Source organism: Cupriavidus sp. 01L45 (genome assembly GCF_056399885.1).
Genome location: NZ_JBFTSG010000049.1, coordinates 12480 through 36039, shown reverse-complemented (window position 1 = coordinate 36039; position 23560 = coordinate 12480). Strand labels below are relative to the sequence as shown.

General features: G+C 65.2%; 16 protein-coding genes and 1 pseudogene. 2 read left to right on the top strand and 15 right to left on the bottom strand.

The annotated features are described in order from the left end of the window. Nucleotides 1-3: 3 nt before the first annotated feature. From AC1DT6_RS28685 to AC1DT6_RS28650, 8 genes and pseudogenes are all read right to left on the bottom strand, one after another. Nucleotides 4-204, bottom strand: coding sequence for a hypothetical protein (locus AC1DT6_RS28685; protein ID WP_441633769.1), 201 nt, complete (start codon nt 202-204; stop codon nt 4-6). Nucleotides 205-230: 26 nt separating this feature from the next. Next, the gene (locus AC1DT6_RS28680; protein WP_441633770.1) at nt 231-458 is read right to left on the bottom strand and encodes a hypothetical protein; all 228 of its coding nucleotides are present in this window, start codon (nt 456-458) and stop codon (nt 231-233) included. A 216-nt stretch (nt 459-674) separates the two neighbouring features. Continuing rightward, a pseudogene (locus tag AC1DT6_RS28675) lies at nt 675-953 on the bottom strand (NAD(P)H-dependent oxidoreductase); the annotation flags it as partial. Nucleotides 954-1014: 61 nt separating this feature from the next. Further along, on the bottom strand, nt 1015-2022 hold the full coding sequence (locus tag AC1DT6_RS28670; RefSeq protein ID WP_477115142.1) for a sulfate ABC transporter substrate-binding protein: 1008 nt from the start codon (nt 2020-2022) through the stop codon (nt 1015-1017). 329 nt (nt 2023-2351) lie between these two features. Continuing rightward, nucleotides 2352-2834 (bottom strand): hypothetical protein, encoded by a 483-nt coding sequence (locus AC1DT6_RS28665; protein ID WP_441633774.1) that lies wholly within the window; start codon nt 2832-2834, stop codon nt 2352-2354. Nucleotides 2835-2997: 163 nt separating this feature from the next. Continuing rightward, nucleotides 2998-3285, bottom strand: coding sequence for a hypothetical protein (locus tag AC1DT6_RS28660; RefSeq protein WP_441633776.1), 288 nt, complete (start codon nt 3283-3285; stop codon nt 2998-3000). A gap of 143 nt (nt 3286-3428) precedes the next feature. After that, the gene (locus AC1DT6_RS28655; RefSeq protein WP_441633778.1) at nt 3429-12371 is read right to left on the bottom strand and encodes a hemagglutinin repeat-containing protein; all 8943 of its coding nucleotides are present in this window, start codon (nt 12369-12371) and stop codon (nt 3429-3431) included. A 54-nt stretch (nt 12372-12425) separates the two neighbouring features. Beyond that, entirely contained in the window at nt 12426-14141 is a 1716-nt protein-coding gene (locus AC1DT6_RS28650; protein ID WP_441633780.1) for a ShlB/FhaC/HecB family hemolysin secretion/activation protein, read from the bottom strand. A gap of 147 nt (nt 14142-14288) precedes the next feature. Here AC1DT6_RS28650 and AC1DT6_RS28645 point away from each other — a divergent pair, with 147 nt between their 5' ends. Together AC1DT6_RS28645 and AC1DT6_RS28640 are read left to right on the top strand one after the other, a co-directional pair. Beyond that, nucleotides 14289-14600: an IS4 family transposase gene (locus tag AC1DT6_RS28645; RefSeq protein ID WP_477115141.1), complete on the top strand. Its 312-nt coding sequence runs from the start codon at nt 14289-14291 to the stop codon at nt 14598-14600. 427 nt (nt 14601-15027) lie between these two features. Then, a complete protein-coding gene (locus AC1DT6_RS28640; RefSeq protein WP_428180459.1) occupies nt 15028-15423 on the top strand; it encodes a cupin domain-containing protein in 396 nt (131 codons plus the stop codon). 314 nt (nt 15424-15737) lie between these two features. Here AC1DT6_RS28640 and AC1DT6_RS28635 read toward each other — a convergent pair whose 3' ends face one another. The 7 genes from AC1DT6_RS28635 to mgtA form a co-directional block, all read right to left on the bottom strand. Next, nucleotides 15738-16373, bottom strand: coding sequence for a glutathione S-transferase family protein (locus AC1DT6_RS28635; RefSeq protein WP_477115140.1), 636 nt, complete (start codon nt 16371-16373; stop codon nt 15738-15740). Between the two features lie 46 nt (nt 16374-16419). Further along, complete coding sequence (locus tag AC1DT6_RS28630; RefSeq protein WP_441633783.1) at nt 16420-17049, bottom strand: glutathione S-transferase family protein; 630 nt, start codon at nt 17047-17049, stop codon at nt 16420-16422. A 119-nt stretch (nt 17050-17168) separates the two neighbouring features. After that, a complete protein-coding gene (locus AC1DT6_RS28625) occupies nt 17169-18008 on the bottom strand; it encodes a universal stress protein (RefSeq protein ID WP_441633784.1) in 840 nt (279 codons plus the stop codon). A gap of 233 nt (nt 18009-18241) precedes the next feature. Beyond that, nucleotides 18242-19591, bottom strand: a complete 1350-nt coding sequence (locus AC1DT6_RS28620; RefSeq protein WP_477111777.1) for a phosphoribosyltransferase family protein — start codon at nt 19589-19591, stop codon at nt 18242-18244. A gap of 211 nt (nt 19592-19802) precedes the next feature. Continuing rightward, nucleotides 19803-19958 carry a DUF3309 family protein gene (locus tag AC1DT6_RS28615; protein WP_441633787.1) on the bottom strand — a complete coding sequence of 52 codons (156 nt, stop codon included), beginning with the start codon at nt 19956-19958 and terminating at the stop codon, nt 19803-19805. Nucleotides 19959-20141: 183 nt separating this feature from the next. Beyond that, nucleotides 20142-20843, bottom strand: a complete 702-nt coding sequence (locus AC1DT6_RS28610; protein ID WP_441633789.1) for a VIT1/CCC1 transporter family protein — start codon at nt 20841-20843, stop codon at nt 20142-20144. 114 nt (nt 20844-20957) lie between these two features. Further along, nucleotides 20958-23540, bottom strand: coding sequence for a magnesium-translocating P-type ATPase (gene mgtA / locus AC1DT6_RS28605; RefSeq protein WP_441633809.1), 2583 nt, complete (start codon nt 23538-23540; stop codon nt 20958-20960). Nucleotides 23541-23560 lie beyond the last annotated feature (20 nt).

Genomic DNA, 23560 nt, shown 5'->3' with positions numbered 1-23560 from the left:
TCTTCAGCTTGTCTTGTTGATTTCGTCCATTCGGTATGACGGCATCGCGGGGTTCCGCGCAGGCACGGTGCCAGCCGTCGCGGCGTGCATGGCCGCCGCCCTGCCCCACTTCGCCGTGCCCAGGCCGAGCGCGAGCAAGGCGGCGCCCAATCCGCCAGTGAGCAAGGCCGCGATCAGCACGTGGCGCAGTCGAGCGCGGCGCACGGCGTGGCCCTGCTTGCCAGCCGCGTTCAACGCTGTGCCTGCCAGGCGGCATCCGCCGCATCGACCGGCTCCTCCGCCTGCGCGCGGCCGGGCAGCAGCGCATAGGCCAGACCCGTGGCTGCAACCAGCGCTGCCAGGACCAGGCGGCGCTTCAGGTTGCCGGTGCCCGCAACGCGCTGGCGTCGCGCGCCGTTGCCGGCTGGCGTTCCCTGAATATCGCGTTCGTCGGGATGCTTGAAAACTGCCGAGTTCATATCGATGTCCCTGTGCAAGATGCAAACGCGATCACGCCGGCAGCGTGCGGGTGCACGCTCCCCCGCCGGCCTGCAAGGCAGACGGCGCAGCAATCACGGATAAGGCTGGTTCTCCCCGGGCGGCGCTCGCGCCCCCGCATCAACTCAGGCGGAACATCGCTCGGCCGGCACAGGGCGCTGCGCGGCACGACCGAAGGTGCCAGGCAGTACGTCCGGCGGCAGCAGGTCCAGGGGCGTCTTGAGCAGGCCGCCATAGGCAGCCTTGTAGACCGGGGTGGCAAGGGTCACCACCTGGGCCTCGCCCACCGCGCTGATGGTGGCAGCGATATCGGGATCGTCCACCCTGGCCGCCAGCAGCGCCGCGGGCGGAAGCTCGCGCAGCGCCAGGTGACTGGTGCGTTCGCCGGCGACTTCGAGCCCGCTGCGCAGATGCGCCAGCAGGTGCCCGGAACGCGACGGGGCGGACGGACTGCCGGACAGGGTCAGGATGGACATCGGGCTTCCTTCTCAACTGAATGGCGCGGCGGACGCAGTTCGCGCCCGCCCATGCCGCTGATTACTTCTTGCCGGGCTGGTAGACCTGGTCGAACGAACCACCATCGGCGAAGTGCGCTTTCTGCGCCTTCTGCCAGCCGCCGAAGGCCTCGTCGATGGTGAACAGCTTGACCTTCGGGAAATTGGCCGCGTACTTGGCCGCAATCTTTTCCGAAATCGGTCGGTAGTAATTCTTCGCCGCGATTTCCTGGCCCTCGTCGGTGTACAGGAACTGCAGGTAGGCCTCGGCCACCTTGCGCGTGCCCTTCTTGTCCACCACCTTGTCGACCACCGCCACCGGCGGCTCGRCCAGGATCGAGATCGACGGCGCGACGATGTCGAACTTGTCCGGACCCAGTTCCTTGATTGCCAGGATCGCCTCGTTCTCCCAGGCAATCAGCACGTCGCCCAGGCCGCGCTCGACAAAGGTCGTGGTGGCGCCGCGGGCGCCGGAGTCCAGCACCGGCACGTTCTTCAGCAACTGGCCAACAAACTCCCTGGCCTTCTGCTCGTTGCCGCCCGGCTGGCGCAGCGCGTAGCCCCAGGCAGCCAGGTAGTTCCAGCGCGCGCCACCCGAGGTCTTCGGGTTCGGCGTGATCACCTGCACACCCGGCTTGACCAGGTCGTTCCAGTCCTTGATGCCCTTGGGGTTGCCCTTGCGCACCAGGAACACGATGGTCGAGGTATAGGGCGAGGCATTGTGCGGCAGGCGCTTCTGCCAGTCCGCCTTGAGCAGACCCTTCTCGGCAATGGCGTCGATGTCATAGCCCAGCGCCAGCGTGACCACATCCGCGTCCAGCCCGTCGATCACCGAACGCGCCTGCTTGCCCGAGCCGCCGTGCGACTGGCGGATGGTCAGCGCGTCGCCACCCTTGGCCTTCCAGGCCTTGGCGAAGGCGGCATTCACATCCACGTACAACTCCCGCGTCGGGTCGTACGAAACATTCAACAGGTTGGTGTTGGCCCAGGCGGTCTGGGTGGAACCGATCACGGCCAGTGCCGCCAATCCGATGGCCAGCTTGCGAATCATCTGTCTTGCTCCCGTCTTGTCGTCGTGAATTGGCGGCTGCGCGCCTCGTTTCAAGGCCCTCCTTGTGTGGGAAGGCTGGTGTCAGGGAAGAAGACTACCGAGGGGGCTATGTGAAAGGAACGAATGGTTTCGCCGATCCTTGCACGTTTTCCGCATAAGATTCGGCGGAAATATGGACATGCCGCAGGGAGTACCGTCGAAACCGTCAGTCTTCGACAACGAGAGGCTGCGGGGATGCCCGCGTGCTACAGGTTGTGCCGAAGGTTGGCTGCAGAAATGCAAATGAGTACAATTCGTATTTGAGAATCATCCGTTGGCGTGAAGACAGATCACCCCACGGTATGGCAACCAAGGAGCTTTCCGCGGGAAGGCCTTGGCATGGCGGAATGCCGTGGCTGCCATCCACGCGACCCCGCCGTTGTAGAGGAAGGGAAGCCGGTCTTGTCGGTGCGCTTGAAGTGGCTTTCGCTGCGGGTGTTGGTTGCGGCTTCTACCCTGAGGTCGTTCTTCGCCACGATGACGGTGCGCGCATCGGACACCACATTGCTGCCAGTGACCGTGACGTTTTGCCCCTGCACCGCCACGCTATTGCCGCTGAAGGTGATGGCCACCGCGTTGGTTTCTTCCAGGCTGTCGCGGCTGGTCCTGGTGCTGGAGCCGAGCAGGCCGCGGGATATGTGCTTGCGCCCTTCGCTCCAGTTGCTGCCGGCTTCACCGGCAACAATATTGACATCGCCCTGGGCCACGGCCATCAGCGCGCCTTGCTCGCTGGTGACGGTGGCGGCGCGGGCATTGAGATCGCCGCACTTCATCTTGACGCCTTCAAGAAAATGGAAATTGCCTTCCAGACTTGTGGCGGCAGGGCCTCAGACAACGCAAACGGTGTGTGGGCACCAGAACGACCGAGTTCCATATGTTGCAGAACAGTTTCCCCCCGCCGTTAGTCCGCGCTGGGTATTATTCTCAAGCTCGGCGCTATTGAACCTTGCAGGCTGGATATGTGTGCCGTATCGAGCCTTCACAAGAACCGGTATAGCGATAGCCTTTTTTAAGCATACATTGCTGTATCTCCATATATTTCGCACCAGCTGCATCTCGCATCTCTTGAGCGTCAACTCCAGACTTTGGGCTACTGTATCCTCCATCCCGCATCCCCCCACATTCCACCCAGTCCAGATTTCTGTCTTCCACACCTCCAACCTTTTTTTCCCAATAATCACTGAGAGGCGTGATATTCATTCCCGCAGATGGATTTCCATTCATCCAAAACCCTCCTATCCCACACCCAAATAATAAGAGAGGGAGAAAAACAACTATAAAAAATTTAATCTTCATCAAAAACCATCAAAACATACAAAATGGATAAAAATATTTTATTTAAGGAGGTAAAGTTAATCTGGCAGCTCTTAAATTCCCGACTTTAGAAGAAGAGAAATAGCCTGCCAGACTTCGGGGGGCAATGCCTCGGCCATTGCGAAAGGCCCGGAAATAGGAATTGCCGCGATACTCCATGCCTCATGCCCGACTTTTACCGCAAGTGAGCGCTCTCGCTTCGCATTGCCTTCCTCGTCGTAGAGCCCCCCCAACTTTCCACCAATCATGTCATGAGTGCCGGCAAAGGATTCGATCAATCTATCTTGCCAACTACCAGTCCCGTAAGGCACACCGAATAAAGTGCCTCTTACACCCTGTATCCCACCGGTAAGGCCGCCCATTTCTTTACCTTTCTCTGTCCCCAAAAATTCAGCCAAACTCATCCCGACAGCCCCGTTATCAAACTGAACCTGTTTTTTGTCATCAAGATCCAGACTTCCATCGGTTTTCTTTAGACACCGCTCATTAGTTTTTCCGCATAGCTTTTCCAAATCAATTCGTGTGCCACCAAGTTTTACACCGTCCCCATTGGACCCCACACTTTCGCCAGATATATTATTGATAGTAGTTTGACCATCTGTTACTCCCGCAAACTTCGCAGAATCTTCAATCATCAATTCACGCATTTTACTGGCGGCAGCTGACAGAGTTTCCTTGGTAACCGCCGATGTGCCAGAGCCAGTGACAGCGCCAATTAGTACGTTCATCACGCGCTCTTGCAACTTAAGATCCTTCAGTTCAGCTTCGACAACCGCCTTCTCCTCCGTAGTCTTCACTTGCTTCAAGCGTGCTTGCAGTTCGGCACGTTCGGTTTTCACGTAGCTATCCACTGCCGTGTATGCTTGCTGCGAAAATGCTGCCGCGATCTCCGCCTGGGCCTGCACTTGCGCGACCAGCTTGCCGGCATCCCAGTCCTTGACAAGACCATTCGCGCTATCGCCAATGAGGATGTCTCGATTAATACTGGCAACCGTTTCTTCGACGGTCTTGCCTGTCATTGCCTTATGCTCAGTCTCGTTTCGAGCCTCGATAGCACCACCACTGATACCACTACGAGTGACGCTGCTGTCGCTGCCACTGATCCTGCTGTACCCGGGGGCCCCGGCACCGACGCTGTTGCCGAAGTTCTGCAGCGACCAGTCGCTGCCCTTGCCTGCGACATTAGTGGCTTTGGAGCTTTCCGATTGCTTGTCGGTCTCTTTTCCATCCGCCTTCTTGTCATCGCCGCTCACGCTGAAGCCACCCGATAGGCTCACACCAGTGGCCTTGTGCTTGCTGCGATTTTCGATATCGCTAACGGTCAAGGTGCCGGTGCTCACGCGGTTGAGACCATCCTTCACGGCCTGGTCTGTACTGGCGATGGCGGCCCCCTTGAGGTCGGTGTTGCCCTTGACCTTGACATCGAAACCGCCGTCGCCGGCCTGGATGCCGCTTTGCCCCCGGACGCTGGCGAAATCGCCGTCGACCTTGCTGTTGGAATAGCTGGCGCTGGCGGCAAAACCAACACCTACGGTGACGCTCCCACCAAGGCTTTGATCCTTGCTTTTAAAGGTACTGGTGTCTTGCAGGCTCTCGATATTGAGGTTGCCGCCGACATCGGCCACCACCTGTTTACCACTGGCCACCGCGCCGCGCAGGGTGGTGTCGCCGCCCGATTCCAGGGTCAGGCGTTCGCCCGCGTTGACATGGGCGTTGCTCCAGGTGACGTCCTTGCCTTCGCCCTTGCCTTTGGAGCCGCTGGCATTGGCTGTGACACCGAAGCCGACGCCATTGGAACCAACCGAGATGGCCACGCCGACGCCACCACTGGCGCTGCTGCTCTTGCGGTCGGTTTCGTTGGTGTTTTGAGCGGCCAGCAGGGTGAGGTCGCCGTCGGCCTTGAGGTGAGCGTTGCCACCGGCGCGGATGCGGCTGCCCTGGACAGTGAGGTCGGAATCCTGGCCGGCGCCAGTGGCACTGATACGCACGTCGCCGCCGGCAGCCACGGTGGAGCCGACGGCGGTGTCGCGGGTGCTGGTGAACTTGCTGTCGCTCTTGCTGCCGCCCACGGTGATTGAGATATTGAGGCCACCGGCCGCCTTGGGGTCGGCCTTGATGGTGTCGAGCGTATTCTTGGCCGTCAGCACGGTGGTTGCGGCGGCCAGTGCCTTCATCCGTGGATCCTCAGTCTTGCCAGCCGCACTCTTCATCTGCTCGGCAGCCTGCAAGGCCGAGATCACCGGTGCGGTCACCGCCACGGTCAGGCCGGACTGGCGGAATTTACTCTCCTCCGTGCTGCGCCCGCTTTCGCGAGTCTCGACGATATCCACCTTCCTGGCGTGGATATCGATATCCCCTTTGGGCGCCAGTACGTGGCTGCCGGTCTGCTGGTAGTGGTTGCCCGCGACCAGGGTAACGCTACCGCCGGTGGCGCCCACGGTGGAGGCCGCGGCGCTGGTGCTCATATCCTTCTTGCCTACGCTCTGCATCTGACTGCCGAGGGTGATTGCGACCCCGCCGTTGTAGAGGAAGCCGGTCTTGTCGGTGCGCTTGAAGTGGCTTTCGCTGCGGGTGTTGGTTGCGGCTTCTACCCTGAGGTCGTTCTTCGCCACGATGACGGTGCGCGCATCGGACACCACATTGCTGCCAGTGACCGTGACGTTCTGCCCCTGCACCGCCACGGTGTTGCCGCTGAAGGTGCTGGCTACGGCGTTGGTTTCCTCCACGCTGTTACGGCTGGTTTTGGTGGTGGAGCCGAACAGGCCGCTGCTCTTGTGCTTGCGGCCTTCGCTCCAGGTGCTTCCGGCCTCGCCGGCGACGATGTTGACGTCGCCTTGTGCCACGGCCACCAAAGCGCCTTTGTCGCTGGTGACGTTGGCGGCGCGGGCGTTGAGATCGCCGACGGCCTGCAGGCGAACGTCGCCTTCGGTTCGCACGGTGGTGCCAACATCCTGCCCATGGCCCTGTTTGAGGTAGTTGCTGGTGTTGCGGACGTTGTTTTCCTGCTCGGCGACCTGGACGGTGCCGAGGTTGAGGTCGCGCCCGGCGACGATGGCGGTCTTGCCGTCCTTGCCGGCATTGATGATTTGCGCGGCCATCAGGTTGGCGTCGCGCCCGGCCATGGCCACCAGGGTGCCGCCGGGGTTGCTGACGTACAGGCCGGCGGCGCGGTCGATGTGGGTGCGGCTGAAGTCGCTCAGGCCCGCCCGCTTGGCGTCGCTGTGGATGGTGGTGACCACATTGAGGTCGCGTCCGGCTGTCGCGGACAGCGCCTTGCCCGCATCCAGCGTACCGCCGATATTGTCCAGATCGTTGCGGGCCTTCAGGGCCACCGCGTCGCCTGTGATGCGGCCACCGAGGTTGCGCAGGTTCTCGCCGGTGAGCTTGACGGCGGTGCGCCCGGCGATGGTGCCGGAGTTGACCAGGTCGCCCTTCAACTCGAGGTCAATGCTGTCGGCGGCGATCAGCGTGCCATTGCCGTTGAGGTCGCCGGGCTTGACGCGCACGTAGACCTGCGGCACCAGGGCACGGCTGCGCGTGCCGTCGGCCAGGGTGACATCTTGCTCCACCAGCCAGACCATGTCGCTGGTGAGCTGGGCCATCTGCTCGGCGCTCAGCGCCACGCCGGGGCGCAGGCTCCAGGCCTTGGCATAGGTGCCGCCGGCTTCCAGCAGCGCGCGGTACTGCGCTTCGTCGCTGCCGTAGCCCTGGAGGAAGCGCCGGCCGGTGAGCTGGCCGATCTGGTCGCGCACCAGGCCCTGTTCGTAGAAGCCGTCGCCCAGGCGCTTGTGCATGGCGGCCGGGTCGTAGCCCAACTGCGACAGCAGGTAGTCGGAGCTGAGCCAGTTGCGGTAGTTGGCAAAGCGCGGGTCGGTTTCGATCAGGTAGCTGCCGCTGTCCGGCTGGACGCGGAACAGGCTGTTGGTGGGGACCTGGGTGTCGACGCCCACGGTACGGATCACGGCGGGGTCGTTGCCACTGGCGGCACCGACGCTGCTGCTCGTGCTGGCGCCCGGGCCGTCCGCGGATGCCGCGTCTTGTCCCTGGAGGGTGCCAGGGCCGCTGACGCTTCCCACCGCGGCCGCCACTTCGATGATCTCGCGCGAGCTGGCGCCGCCGGAGGTACCGCTGCCACCGGCGATGGTGCCACCCACGCCGCCGGTGTTGCGCCCGCCGACGCTGTAGCCACTGCCGTTGCTGGCGGTGTGTTGCTGGGCCTTGGACACGTTCAGGGGGATGGTCTGGATCGTGTCGGCGGGGGTGTAGGCGATCCTGCCGTCCCACTTGCGCTCGTGATACCACTTGAAGCCGCCGCGCCAGCGGCTGTAGGTGTACTGGCTGGTGCCTTGCTCGCGCTGGATGTGCTCGCCGAACACCTGTTCGTTCTTCAGGTTGTGCAAGTCGCCCTGCAAGGCGCCGCCGGCGAAGATGTGGCTTCTATCATTGGTCAGTTCGTCGCCGCGCAGCGTCATGTTGCCGCCGGAGCGCATCAGCGCCGGCGCGCTTTGGGTGACCTGGGTTTCGTACTCGGTGCGGGTGATGTCGTACTGGGTCCAGGCCTTCACTTCGGCGCCGGTCTGCTTGTTGCGGTAGAGGCCCGCTTTGCTCCAACGCTCCCAGGCGAAATCGCCAATATCGTGTTTGTTCGGGTCACCGTTGGGCTGCAGGTACATGCCCTTGGTCGGCCCGCCAACCTGCACCACCTCGGCGCCGAAGTGCAGGTTGCCGTTGCGCAGGCGGCTGGCGTCGATGGTGAGGCCGCCGAGGGATTCGATGGTGGCGCTGTCGTTGAGCAGCAGGCCAGCGCGGCCGGTGGCATGCCCTTCGGCATCGAGCGCCCCGCCGATATTCATGGCGTCGCTGCCACCACCGGCGCTGAAGATCAGCGCCTGTTCGCGGTTGTTGACAACGCCGGCGCCGATGTCGAGGCGCTGGCGCGCGGCGATGGCGGCGGCCTTGGTCTGGCCGTTGGCGTGCTCCTCGCGGTTTAGCACGCTCCCCGCCTGGATGCCGACATGGTCGCCGTAGATGCGCCCGGTGCCGACGTTATCGAGGGTGCCGGCTTCGATGCGGGTCCGGCCGCCGTCGATCAGGCCGCGGTTGCCCAGTGTGCCGCCGGCCGCCACCAGGGTGCGCCCGCCGCTGATCTGGCCGCTGGCGGTGTTGTCCACATGGCTGCCGCGGACTTCCAGGTCGCCGGCCTGCAAGGTGCTGCGGTTGGTCAGGCGGCCAGCGGTACTGATGAGCGCGCGACCGTTGGCGGTGATTTCGCCGCTATTGTCGAAGGCCTGCTGCAAGGCAACGGTCAGGTCGCCCTTGGAAAGCACCCTGCCATCGCCGGCCATCCCCCCGGCCTCGATGGACTGGCGGGTGCCGGACAGCAGCGTGCCGGCACTGTTGACGATGCGGTTGGCGGTCACGGCGATGCTGCCCGCCGAAGAGACGCTGCCGCCGGTGTTGTCCAGGGTGTTACCCACGCCGGCGCCGGTAATGCCGATGTGACGGTCGGCGGCGATGGTGCCGGCGGTGTTGTCGATGCGGTTGCCGGCCAGGGCCACGGTGCCGCCCTGCAAACCCAGCGGCGCTTGGGGATCGGCGCTTTGGGTGTCGCGATTGAGGATGGTGTCGGCGTTCACGCCCAGATCGTCGCCGGCCGCCATCAGGCCGTTGTGGTTGTCGGCGGTACCGGTCAGCGTCACGGTCAGTTTTTTGCTGGCCTGGACCTTGCCGCCCTGGTTCTGCAGCGCGCTGCCGTCCAGGCACACGCCAGCGTTGCCGCTGAACTGGCCACCGTTGCGGTTGTCGAGGGTACCGACTTGTGCGGCCAGATCTCCCTGGCTGTGGAGCACGCCGGCACGATTGTCCAGGTCGCCGCCGCTCAAGCCGAGGGCGCCGGCCGATTGCAGCAGGCCTGCGGTGTTGTCGAATGCGCCGCTGCGGATGTCGAGCCTGCCCGCCGTGCTGGCGAGGGTGCCGTGGGCGTTGTCCAGCGCCGCCTGGCGGGTGTCGATGCGCAAATTGGCGCCAAGGACGGTGCCGGCAGCGTTGCCGAGCCCGGTGCTGTCCAGCGCCAGGCCACCGGCGGCCTGAAGCGTGCCACCGGCGTTATCGGTACGGCCACGGGAGTCCACGGTCACCCCGCCTTTGGTGGAGGCGACGAGGCCGCCATCGCGGTTGTCCAGGCTGCCGGTGGTCAGGCCCAGGTCGCCATGGCTGACGAGCTTGCCGGCGCGGTTGTCCAGCCCTTCGCTGGCACTGACGGTCAGGGTGCCACGGGCGTTGAGGGTACCACCGCGATTGTCGAGGGAACCTGCCGTGACCTGGCCCGCGCCGCCGCTGACAATGACGCCGCCGTCGCGGTTGTCGAGCCGGCCGTCGACCCGGACGTCCAGTCCGGCTTCTCCGGCCGCTTGCAGCGTGCCCCCCTGGTTGTGCAGCGTTCCAGCCTGGATGGCGGTGTCCCCCGCCGCTGCCAGGGTGCCGCCCGTGTTATCCAGCGTTTCGGCCACGGCAAGGCGGGTATCGGCAGCGCCGGCTGCCTGGATATTGCCGTCGCGGTTGCCCAGGGATTTCGCATTCAGGTCGAGGGCGCCGTTACCGGCGATGGTGCCGCCATGATTGTCCAGCGCCCCGCGCACCTTCACGTCGAGTGCGTCGGTGCCGCTGGCGCTCAGGCTGCCCGCGGCGCTGGTCAGCTTGCCGGTGTCAATTTCGATCTTGCGGGCCAGGATGGTGCCGCCGAACAGGTCAGTGGTCTCGCCGGTAAGGGTGAGGGCGCCATTGCTGGCGAGCGTTCCGCCGGCACCGTTGAGTGTGCCGGCAGCGATATCCAGGCGACCGTTGCCGGCGTGTTGCACGGTACCGTCCGCGTTGCCGAACGTGCTGGCGCGGATGCTCAGGTCGCCATTGGTTGCAATCGTGCCTTGGCTGTTGTCGAGCGAGCCGGCCACGTGGAGCCGGTTGCCGTGCTCGCCACTGGCGACGATCTTGCCGCCGCGGTTGTCGAACGACTCGGCAGTGAGGTCGATCCGGGCCGCGCTCAGGCTGGCGTTGCGGTGGTCAGCGCTGCCGAGCTTGAAGGCCGCCGCGCCCGCCGTGGCGATCTGGCCGTCTTTGCCGTTGAGCGTGTCAACCTGCATCTTCAGGGCAGCATCGCCGGCGTGGTTGAGCTTGCCACTCTGGTTGATGAGCTGGCGGGACGACAGACTCAATTGCGACGCATTGCTCACCAGGGTGCCATCGCTGTTGTCGAGCGTATCGGCCACCTGCAGATGGGTGGCATCCGTGCCGCCGTGCAGGAAAGCCCCCGCGCGGTTGGAGAGGTTGTCGGCCGTGAAGGTCAGCGCGCCGCCCAGTTGCAGGCGGCCATCGTCGTTGCTCACCTGGCCAGCGCGGATGCTGGCGGCGTCCGAGACATGCAGTTCGCCGCTGCGGTTGGCCAGGTCTCCCCCGCTGACGCTGAGCTGGCGCACGCCCAGATGGCCGCCGTCGTTGTTCAGGCCGCCACTGGCGGCAAGGTCGATCGCGCCGCCGGCGAAGATGCGGCCGCCGTCGTTGTCGAGGGTCTTGGCAATATTGAGCGCACCGTCGGCCAGGCGGGCCGGAGGGTGCGGCGCGGGCGCGGTGCCAGCATCGACCTCCACAATGCCTCCGGTGCTTGTGCTGCCGCCTTCGCTACCGCTTCCCGGGACGCCTCCGTTACCCGAGCTGCCTGGGCCACCACCGCTGCTGGCTTCGACCAGGCCAATGCGCCCGCCATGGCGGTTGGAGGCGACCGTTACGCGCAAGGCCAGGTTCTGTACGCCGGTCTGCTCGATCGCGCCGTCACGATTGGCGAGCGATTGCGCATTGACCTCTACGCGCCGGCCGTTGAGGGTGCCGCCACGGTTGTCCACATCCTGCGGGGTGTTCACCACCAACTCGCGCCCGGCGCTGAGGGTGCCGGCATTGGCGACGCCGCCGCTTGCGTTCACCCGGGTATCGGTCCGCGCCTGCATGGCACCGCTATTCTCCAGGCGGCCATCGGCGGTCACGACCAGTTCGCCCGCCTGGGTGCCCAGGTTCCCGGCGTTGCGAACCCCGACGCCATGTTCCGTGCCCAATAAAACGATCTTCTGGCTATACATGCCGCCCAGGCTGCTCACGTCCACGGCGAAGGCCGGAGCCTTGCCGCCAGCGGCCTTGGCCGCCACCCGGGTGTGATCGGCGCTGACATCGTTGACGCCCGTCGTGACTTGCAGTTGGCTGGCCCAGATGCCGGCGTTGACCTCCATCGAGCGAGCGATCACGTCGGTGTAATCGGCACCGCTGGCGTCCAGGCCCTTGCCCTGGACCCGGAGGGCGCCGCCTTCGACACGATAGCCCTCCAGAGAGCCGCCGTTGACGACCGGCGTACCGGTGGTCAGGGTCAGCCGGTTGGCATTGATGAAGCCGCAGCCGTCGCAGGAAATCCCGGCCGGGTTGGCGATGACCAGTTGCGCCCGGCTACCGGCGATTTCGACGTAGCCGTTAAGCCGGCTGGGGTTGCTGGAATTGACTTCGTTGAGAATGACCTTGGCCGTCCCCTTGCCCAGCCATGGGTTGCCCTGCACCCAGCCGCCCAACTGCGTTTGTGTGTTCCCGCGGGAGTTGTTGAGGATCGCCCCCTGCTGGCCCACGTCAAATTGCTGGTAGGTGTTACGCGAAACACCGGCTGCACTTGGGGTCTGGATGTTGACCAAGGGAGTGCCATTCGGTGCTAGCAGCACGGTCGGACGCTGGTTGCCCGGCGCGCTGGGATCGGCCACCACCTGCGCAAGCGCCGTGCCGCCCAGGACGACGTGCCCCATGATGACCCACACGGCGAAATTCAATGGCCGCACCATCACGACGCAAGGTCTGCTGGCCGCTATGCCCCGCCCCCCGCCACCGCTGCTGTGGCCTCGGGCGATTTCGGCGACGACCTGGAGCATGCCGCGGGCACGGTTGAAAATGATGCGGTAGAGGTTCTTGTTCATGCGGCCATTCCCATTTATGCAGATACGAATGCGGGCGCACTCGCCCCAAGGAGATCAGTAAGACCAGCCCATGCTGAAGCCGGCGATGACAGAGTCGGTCCGGAACCCTTGGGGCTTGTACAGCGGCGTGCCTAAGAAGACGTCCCAGTAGCCGCCATGCATGCCGCCGCGCAAGCCGATGGCCGAACCCGCGAGGGTGCGGCCCGGTTGCCAGCGGGTGGCGGGACCGCCGACACGCCCCACATCGACGGCGACGTACACTTCCTGCCCGGCGCCCAGGGCCAGCCCCAGGTCGTTGCGCCATAGCCATCCGCGCTCGCCCATGAGCGTGAGTTCGCCGTCGAAGCCGCGCACGGTATAGCGCCCGCCGATGGCGAAACGGTCCTGCGGCACCAGCGGCGTGCGGTTCCATTGCGCCCGCCAGTTGGCGGTGTAGCGCAGGGATTGGTTGGCGATCCGGAATGGCACGGCGAACTGGGCGTCGGCGGTGATGACCTGCATGCGCGAGGTGCCTTCACCGAAGTCTTCCTCCGGCGCCGCCATCGCCCCGAAGGCGCCAGTGCCGCGCCGGTAGGCAAGCGTGGCATCGAGGGTGGACGTGCCCAGGTACTCCCGATGCGTCAGCCCCAGCTCCCAGCCGCCGGTGCGGCGGCGCTGCACTTCGATCTCGGTGTCGTCGATGTAGTTGCCGGATTGGCGCAGCCAGCCGCGGACGTAGGCGCCGGTCTTGCGCGTCGCATCGCGATACAACAGGCGCGACAAGCGGACTTCGGCGTTTTCGCTGGTGCCGCGGTAGACATAGTTCTGCGAGTAGCCGGCCACGGTCTGGCGGTATTTGTAGCCACCGGCGGTGGCGCCCAGCTGCCAGTAGCCAAGCGGGACGCTGTAATGGATGGTGTAGCCCTGCGTGCCCTTGCCGCCGGGGCTGAACACGTCGTGGTTGACGTTGGCGTAGAAGAGATCGTTCAGCATCAAGGTATCGTCCAGCGAGAGCGTGGCGCTCGCCTGGTACTTGCCCGTCGCCCGGCTGCCGGAATCGTCCAGCGCGACGTTCAGCCGCATGGGCCGGCGCTGCGACCAGGCGATGACCAGGTCGCTTTCGCCAGGCCGTGCGTCCTCACCTTCCGCCGGCACGATCTGGATGTCGGCCTCCACGGTGGGGACGCGCTTGAAGTTCTCCAGCGCCTGTTCGATATCGCGCAGGTTGAGCAGATCGCCACGGCGGATCGGTACGGCGTTCCAGGCGGTGGCACGCGAGGAGGTATCCGCGGCGAAGCGGACCGCCCGTACCCGCCCCGGGACCACCGAGAGCGTCAGGACGCCGCTGCTCAGGTCCTGCGGGGCCGCCAGCACACGCGTGGTCACAAAGCCACGCGCGACGATGGCATTCTGGATGCGCTTCATCACCACGTTGATGCCTGCGGTGCCCAGGCAACGGCCGGTAGCGGGATCGGTGGCAGGGTCAGCCGCCTTCAGCGCCCACAGGAATTTGCCGGCATCCTCGCCAGTCAGCTGGATCTCGTGGATCGTGAAGCAGGGACTTTCTTCCCTCGGCAACTGATCGGGCGCCGCCAGGGCCGGCATCTGCATGCGCACATCCGGCGTGGTTTCCTGCTGCTCGCGCAAGACGCGTTCGCGCTCCTGCTGGCGCAGTAATTCCTGCGCCGGGCTTCCGGGTGCCTGCCCCTGCGAGGCGATCGGAAACACCAGCAGGCCGCAAGCCAGGCACCACGAGCGCATTACCGATGACCAGTACCTCCGTTGCTCCATGTTTGTTCTTCCCTGTATTGGCCCATGCCCCCTGCTGGCGGGCATCCAGTACCGCCTATGGCAGGCCAGAGAAGTTGCACTTGTCCGCTCACGCGACTGAGAGTGACTTGCAACCAAACCTAGAGTGTTCGCGCTGCGAAGTGCGGCGTGCTTAGGAAATTTCTTGAAATTGGGGAGATTCTTCCCAACCTTGCGCGGTTCTTTCGCACGGCTGCAGACCGCGCCTGCGGCTCCGCGTCAGCACCGCATGGGGTGATTCCGTGTCACAGGATCTGCTGGCCTGGCRAACCCCATCATGTCCTGGGGTCGAAGCGCTGCAGCTATCGCACATGCGCTTCCCTGGGTGGGTTTCCTGGGCGCAAGAGCGATGGTGAACCTGGCGCCAAGACAATCTGGATCGGCATGCAGCGAACCATGGACGGCGCACCCGCTATTCAGGCACTGCGGGAAGAACCATGACTTCCGCATAAGGGAATGGACATAAGGTCACTTGCCGAAACTGAGATACTGCAACTGGAAGGAGCCATGAACCTAGACGGCGACGCCATGTCCACCAACATCCCGTCCTGGCGCGATCACATAGCGCGTGGGCATCGGCAGCGTCCGGCTTGTGTTGCCATTGAAGTCGGGCAGGTCATTCCTGAGTTGCTCGCGGAGCGTCACCAAGTAGTCCAAGCATGACGCTTGCCGATATAGGGCTGCGCCATATTCCAAACACACTGGCGCATTTGCTAGCATCTGCCATCGTCTCGCCGGCCCGTTCCGGCCGGCCACCCGTCCCACCTGCAACTGGTTCCAGCAGTCACCTGAATGCCACGCTTTCCGGGCGACATGCCTTTTGAAGTGAAACGCAGCAAAACAAGACCAATTCGGGAGAAGACAGACCATGAACACCAGGACACTGAGCATGCTTGCGGGCGCCGGGCTATGGCTCGCCTCTGGCGCCGTGCTGGCGCAGGGCAGCGGCCTTACGCGTACCCTTGTCGGCAAGGAGGACGTTTCCGTGCCGGGGCGGGAGGCTGTGGTGGCACGGGTGGAGGTGGCGCCCGGCGCCTATGCGGGACGGCATACGCATCCGGGCGACGAGGTCAGCTACATATTGGCAGGCCAGGCCGAACTCCTGATCGACGGGCAACCGCCGCGGGTCGTCAAGGCGGGCGAGTCGTTCGTGGTTCCGGCCGGGGTCGTGCATGACGCGCACAATCCCGGCACCGCGCCGGTCAGCCTGGTCGGCGTGTATGTGGTCGAAAAGGGCAAGCCGCTCGCGACGCCCGCGCCCTGATATCGCTGTCGCTGCATCGGGGCACGTTTGTCGTTTGTCTCCGCCGCGATGCAGCGCACGGTCGATCCCGCGCATCCAGCATGAGGCTCGCCACAATAAAAAAGCCCGCCCCACTTGCGTGGCGCGGGCCAAGTTTCCGTATTCTGGAAACGGGTAGACAAGTCATGAAGAGCGCCCCCGCATCTCCATGACGGAAACCATCTTATCCGGACTGACCGTTGCGGCACTTGACCCATGTCAAACGGACCGCACGTGCCGGAGAACCCCCTCTGCAGGCACGATTTCCGTGGGCGCGGCCATCGACCGGAGATGGCCTACGCCGCATCGTCCAGCTTGACCGCAAAGCCGCGCTGTACCCCTGGCCGGGCAAACAAGGCGTCATACCAGCGCCGGATGTTGGGAAAACGATCGAGCGAAACCTGATGGCGCTCATGCCGCCATGCCCACCCGAGGATCGCGAAATCCGCCACGGATAGCTCGCCCGCGACGAATTCCACTTCCGCCAGCCGCCGGTCAAGCACGCCGTAAAGACGGTTGGTTTCCTCTGAATAGCGCTTGAGCCCATAGTGCCGGTCGGCCTCCGACTCCACAGTGCGGAAGTGATGGACTTGTCCCGGCATGGGCCCGAAGCCGCCCATCTGCCACATCAGCCACTCCAGCACCGGTACCCGTTCGCGCAGGGATGCTGGCAGGAATTTGCCGGTTTTCTCGCCGAGGTAGAGCAGGATCGCGCCGGATTCGAACACGCTGATCGGCTGGYCGCCGGGACCATCGGGATCGACGATGGCCGGAATCCGGTTGTTGGGGCTGATGCGCAGGAAGTCCGCCTGGTGCTGCTCGCCCTTGGTGATGTTCACCGTCTTGACGGTGTACGGCAAGGCCATTTCCTCGAGCGCGACGCTGATCTTGCGTCCGTTCGGCGTGTTCCATGTGTGCAGGATGATGGTCATGGGAATTGGTAGGTGATGAGGGACGGCACCCTGGCTTGCGCCTGGATCAGCTCAGCGGCACGCCAACATGCTGCCGGAAGCCGGCACGCCCGCCGATGCCCTGGTACCAGCGGTCCAGGTCCGGCGTTGCGGGGCGGTCGATCTGGGCGTCGAGGCCGTACCAGCGGCGCGCGTACGCACCCAGCACCAGGTCAGCCAGCGTGAACGTGCCGCACTCGAGAAAATCGCGGCCTTGCAACTGCCGGTCGATCATCCGCCACAGGCCCGCCACGGTGGCGGCGTCGGCATTCAGGCGCGCCACGTCGCGCTCTGCGGCCGACGTTCGCACATAACCCCAGAATACCGGCCTTTCCGCCGGCTGCAAGGTCGAAAGGGACCAGTCCAGCCAGCGGTCCACGCTTGCGCGCACCTTCGGCTCGGCCGGGTACAGCGTGGTGCCCTTCCCGTACTGCATGGCAAGGTAGCGCAGGATCGAATTCGACTCCCACAACACAAAGCCGTCATCGATGAGCGTAGGGACGCGCCCGTTCGGATTCATCGCAAGATACTCGGGCCGGTCGTTGCCGCCGAATTGCATGCCGGCGTCGATGCGCTCGAACGGCAGGCCGAGTTCGTCGCAACACCAAAGCACCTTCTGCACATTGACCGAATTCGCCCTGCCCCAGATCGTCAGCATTCCATGCGTCCCCAGTGAAAACACCTTGTTTGCGGAAGACGTCAACGATACACCAGGCAAGGCCGCGCTGCCGGGACGCCGGGCGATGGCCGCTGGGCTACCCGGTTTGGATATCGGACTCAGTGCGAGAACAGCACGGGAATCGTCATGGTTTCCAGCAACGTCCGGGTCACGCCACCCAGCATCACCTCACGGAACCTGTTGTGCCCATAGGCGCCGGCCACGATGAGATCGGCATCCAGGTCGGCGGCTTCCGACAGCAGCCGCTCGCCCGCGTCGGCCAGGTCGGTCACGGGGAGATTGCATACCGCCGCCGTCACGCCATGCGCCGCCAGCCAGGTCGCGGCGTACTGCGCAGGCGTGTTCCAGGGGTCGTCGGCCTTGCCCGCCACCGTGCAAGTGACAATGGTCACGGCCTCGGCCTGGCGCAGAAATGGCAGCGCATCGTGGATAGCGCGTGCCGCCTCGCGCCCGCCGTCCCAGGCGATCAGCACGCGGCTGCCAACGGTGTTGAACCGGCCCGCCCTGGGAATCGCCAGTACCGGCCGGCCACTGGCAAGCACGATGGATTCGACAAACCCCTCGGCCACGAAGGCCGTCGGATCCGCCGGGTCGGCCTGGCCGACCACCAGCAAGTCCGCCAGGCGCGCTTCGCGCTGGCCGATGGCCAGGGGAAGCCCGTCGAAAGCCTGCCATTGCGCAGTGATCGGCAGCTCTTCCGTCGCGCCCTCGAAGCTGCGCCGCACGATCTCGCCATCCTCCTCGTAACGTGCCTGAAGGGCATCGAGGTAACCGGCGCCGTCGGGCAGCCGGTACACCCACGCGGGTTCGGGTCGATGGCAGGCGAACATGCCGACCAGCGTGGCATTGTGCCTGGCGGCAAGCTGCGCGGCGATTTCGATGCGATGGTATGACCGCCGGCTGGGATCGAGAATCACCATGATGGTGGCGTAGGACATAAGGAGGCTCCCGCCCGTCGGCCGGGCTCGTGATCGGGTCAGAATGCACTGTAGCGCCTGCGCCGCGCAGCGCAAGCGCGGACTGTCCGGTCGTTGCGCCAGGTCAATATGGCCGGGCCGGGGCCATCGGGCAACGCTGTACATGGGAATCCGCGGCAGTGCGAGCCGCGCTTCGATGCCTTCGCGATGCGCGCAACGGATGTTGGCATTCTGTGAACACCCGGCAGGCACGCCTACATGACGGCCATCCGCCCGTCGGCAAGCAATTGCGAGAACCAGCCGCCTGCCAGCGTGGCCAGGTCCTCGATCGCGGCGGGCTCCTCGAATACCCGGCCCTCGCCCGCCACCAGCCGCAGTTGCCGCGGACAGCGAAGGCTGGCGAACGCCAAGTCATTGATCCGGATGCCTTCCGGATCGCCGGCACCCACCACAAGAAGCGTGGGTACGGCCACCTTGCCCAGGGTATCGGCGTCGGCCAGGTCCACTCGCCCCGCGGCGAGCACGAGCGTGCGCAAATCCGCGCCCGCGTCTCCCGCCAGCTTCAACGCGGCGGCGGCGGCGGTGCCGGTGCCAAAGCAGCCGACGGGCAGCGCCGGCAAGCGCAGCCGCGTGCGAACGTAGCCCGGCACCGCTTGCATCACCGCTCGCAGCCGTCCGGCCAGCATGGCAATATCCTGGCGCTTTTCCGCCCGCATGGGCTCCCTGGGCCCGATCAGGTCCACCAGCAGCGTAGCCAGTCCCCTGGCGTTCAGTTTCCTCGCGACATACTGGTTTCGCACAGCGTGGTCGCCGCCCCCGTTGGCATGGACCATCAGCACCAGCCCGACCGGATTGCCGGGGGCGTCGAGCACGCCGTGAAGCCTGGTGCCGTCGCACGCGATGCCAACCGGCAAGCCATCGGCCAGGGCTCTTGCTCCGATGGCCCCGGCGTTGCGCGATTCGATGTCGCGCCACAACAGCGCACGGACCTCCGCGTCGTCCACCAGCGGAAAGCGCTGGTAGGCGTGGTGGATATCGGGATCCGTCCCGGCTGCCCGCAGGCACACGACCTCGTCGGCGCAGGCGCGGACCACCGCCAGGCCTTTTGGTGCGCCGATGGGAACGGCGCAAACCAGCCTGGCCGGCTGCTGCCTGCGCACGGTATGGATCGCCGCCATCATGGTGGCGCCAGTGCAGATACCGTCGTCCACCAGGATCACAACACGGCCACGCGGGTCCAGCCGCGCGCGATGCGACGTGTAGATCGCGCATTGTTGCCGCAGCAGATCGAGCTTTGCCAGCCGCTCCTGCGCAAAATGGACGGGATCGGGCTGTCCCCCCGCCGGGCACTCGACGGCGTAGGTCCAGCCGTTCTCCGTCACGGCGCCAATCGCGGCGACGGCGTTGTCCGGGCCGGCAAGCTTGCTGACCAGCATCACATCGAGATCGCCCTCCAGGGCGTCGGCAAGTCCGCGCCCGACAGCTACTCCGCCCTTCGGAACGGCAAGGATCAGGGGATGCTGGCCACGATAGGCGCGCAGCGCTTCGGCTAGCTGCGCCGCGGCGTCCTCGCGGCTCTCAAAGCGGGCAACTAGCGGATTCACGATCTGCTCCTCTGCTGTGTGCCACGGCAGCGCGGCGCGGCTAGCGCCCAGAATAGACCCCCAGCGGCGATACCACTTGCGCTATGTCAAGGATTGGCAACAGCCGGTCTCAACGTGAAGCGCACCCTACTCACGTGCCCCCCCGGATACCAGAGCGTGTTCCATATCAGGCACTGCCAGTTCACCGGTGGTGCGTCTGGCGCCGGGAACGCTAGATTCGGCCCATTACCAGCAATACGATGACGATCAGCAATACCAGTCCCAACAAGCCGCTGGGCGCGTAACCCCAGCTCCGGCTGTGCGGCCAGGCTGGCATTGCGCCGATCAGAACCAGTATCAGGAGAATTAACAGAATAGTCCCCAGCATTTCGCGTCCTCCTTGACTTCCAGCCGCTGCTTGTCAGGTCACTATATGCGGTAATGAAGCCTGGCAGTTGTCGTGTATCAAGCCGCGCGCGGGCGGGACGGGTGGCGTGCGATAGCAGCGCTGGCCCTGTCTTGCGCGGAGCATCCCGATCAGGACATCGCGTCCATGACGCAAGCCGATGCCCTAAAGGACGGCGCCAGACAGTACACCGACGCCGGCGGTGATCGCCATGGCGAGCGCGCCCCAGAAGGTGACGCGTCCCGCGCCCGAGATTCTGCTGGCACCGCCGACCTGCGCAGCGACGGCGCCTAGCGCGGCGAGAAAGATGAGCGACATTCCCGATACCCATGGCATCAGCCCGCGGCCAGGCGCCAGCCAGGCCACCACCAGCGGAAGGAGCGCGCCGACGGCAAAGCTGGCGGCCGATGCCATGGCAGCCTGGATGGGTTGTGCGCTCAGCGCCTGCGAAATGCCGAGCTCATCGCGTGCATGGGCCGCCAGGCTGTCGTGTGCCATGAGTTGCGCCGCTACCTCCCTGGCAAGACCCGGCTCAAGCCCCCGCTCCACATAAATCGTCGCGAGTTCGTGCTGCTCGGCGGCGGGATCGGCATCCAGCTCTCCACGCTCCCGCCTCAGGTCGGCCTTCTCGGTGTCCGCCTGCGAATGGACCGAGATATATTCCCCCGCGGCCATCGACATGGCTCCGGCCACCAGGCCCGCGATGCCGGTCATCAGGATGTTCGCCTGGCTCGCGCTGGCGGCGGCGACGCCCAGCACCAGGCTGGCGGTGGAGACAATGCCATCATTGGCACCGAGCACCGCGGCGCGCAGCCAGCCTGTGCGATCAACCCGGTGACGTTCACTGTGGCGGGATAAGGACCTCATGGTGCAGCGGCCTCCGATGTGGACTGCAGATGACCTGATGATGCTACCTGCGAGGCCTCCCGGTTGCAACGAAGGCACCCGTTTGCCCGGCCGTGCCTGTGCGTGGATACGCGTTCAGTCGATGGCAAAACGCCGCACCAGCCAGCCCCGCAGCACATAGGTCAGGCAGCAATAGCCAACGAGGATCGGCAACAGCAGCACCCAGAACACGCCGGGCGGCGCCACCAGCCCCAACGGCGCCGCCAGCGGCGAGTATGGCAGCCAGATGCCGGTCAGGCAGATCGCTACGCCGGTGGTGATCAGCGCGGTACTGCCACGGCTTTGTATGAACGGGATCTTGCGGGTGCGAATCACATGGACGATCAGGGTCTGCGACAGCAGCGACTCCAGGAACCAGCCGGTCTGGAACAGGTGCTGCTGCGCAGGCGTACTCGCACCCAGCAGCCAATAAAGCGTGGCAAAGGTGACATAGTCGAACAGCGAACTGATCGGACCGATGCACAGGATGTAGCGGCCGATCTTGCCGATCTCCCAGCGGCGCGGACGGCTGATGGCATCTTCGTCGACGTTGTCCGTCGGCAGCGCGGTCTGCGAGAAATCGTAGAGCAGGTTGTTCGTCAGCACCTGGATCGGCGCCATCGGCAGGAACGGCAGCCAGGCGCTCGCGCCGAGCACGCTGAACATATTGCCGAAATTCGAGCTGGCGCCCATGCGCAGGTACTTGAGCAGGTTGGCAAAGACCTTGCGGCCTTCGATCACGCCGTCGTGCAGCACCAGCAGGCTCTTTTCCAGCAGGATGATGCTGGCCGATTCCTTCGCGATATCGGCGCCACTGTCCACCGAGATGCCCACGTCGGCCGCCTTGAGCGCCGGTCCGTCGTTGATGCCGTCGCCCAGCACGCCCACCACCCGTCCGCGCGCCCGCAGGGCCTTGACGATGGCCGCCTTGTGCGCCGGCGCCAGCTTGGCGAAGAGCTGCGTGCGTTCGGCCAGTTCCCCCAGGGCTTGCGGCGAGAGCCCGTCGAGTTCGTGGCCGAGAACCGCGCGGTCCACGTCGATGCCGACTTCCCGGCAGATCTTGCGCGCGATCACCGGGCTGTCGCCGGTCAGCACCTTGACCTCGATGCCGCTGCCGCGCAGTGCCGCCAGCGCCGGCGCCGCGCTATCCTTGGGCGGGTCGATGAAAGCGATATAGCCGAGCAGGATCAGCCCGGATTCGTCCGCCACCGAGTAGGGCTGCGTATCGGGCGCCGGCGGCAAGGGCTTGTAGGCGATCGCGATCACCCGGAAGCCATCTTCGTTGAGCGCATTGCAGACCGTCATCAGGGCGTGGCGATGCGAATCATCCAGCGCAATGGCCTGCCCCCCAAGTTCGGCGCTGGCGCAGACTGCGTAGACCTCCTCCACCGCGCCCTTGCAGACCAGCAGCCTGCCCTGCGGCCCATCCACCACCACCGACATGCGGCGCCGCTCGAAATCGAACGGCACCTCGTCGATCTTGCGATAGCCGCCCTGTTGCCGCAGCATTTCGCCCACCTCGTCATGGAAGAGCACCGCCTTGTCCAGCAGGTTGTGCAAACCCGACTGGTGGTAGCTGTTCAGGTAGGCGAACTCCAGCACGCGCGCGGTCTCCCGGCCAGCCAGGTCCACATGCTTTTTCAGGATGATGCGGTCCTGCGTCAGCGTGCCGGTCTTGTCGGTGCACAGCACATCCATCGCCCCCAGGTTCTGGATGGCGCTGAGATGTTTCACGATCACCTTGCGGCGCGACATGGCAAGCGCGCCCTTCGCCAGGTTCACGGTCACCAGCATCGGCAACATCTCGGGGGTCAGCCCCACGGCGACGGCCACCGCAAACAGCAACGCCTCCAGCCAGTCGCCCTTGGTCAGTCCGTTGATCAGGAACACCAGCGGCGCAAGGATCACGATCAGGCCGATCATCAACCGGGCGAAGCGCTGCAGGCCTTGCTCGAATACCGTGCCGGACGTCTCCTCCGACAGCGAGCGGGCGATGCCGCCGAACATGGCGCGCGGCCCGGTCAGCACCACCACCACGGTCGCGCTGCCGCTGACCACGGCCGTGCCCATCAGCACGATGTTCTCCAGCGTGCCGGGTTCGTCGCCGCTGGCGCTCTCGCGCGCGAATTTCTCCACAGGCAGCGATTCCCCGGTGAGGGCCGACTGGTTGACAAACAGATCCTTCGACGCCAGCAGCCTGGCATCCGCGGGGACAAGATCGCCCGCCGCCAGGTGGACGATGTCGCCCGGCACCAGCGCGCCGATCGGCAGTTCGCTGATGGCGGGCGATGTCCCCGGCCCGGCCCTGCGCTGCGTGGCGGCGGTGGTATGGACCATGGCGCGCAGCGCTGCCGCCGCGCGTCCGGAGCGGCGCTCCTGCACCGTGGCCACGCCAACGCTGAGCATCACCATCACCGCGATCACAGCCGCGGCGTCGTAATCGCGGATGGCCGCCGATACCGCCGCCAGCGTCAGCAGCAGCACATTGAGCGGATTGAGCAGGCGGCGCAGCAGGTCGATCACCGCCGGACGCGGGCGCTCGTGCGCCACCAGGTTGGGGCCATGGCTTCGCAGCCGCAGTTCGGCCTCGGCATGGGTCAGGCCGTCCGGGCTGGCGTCCAGTTGCTTGAGCAAGGCCGCCAGCGGCGTGTTGGCAGCCCGCAGCAACGCCTCCGGCATGCCGCAGGACGCGGGCTCCG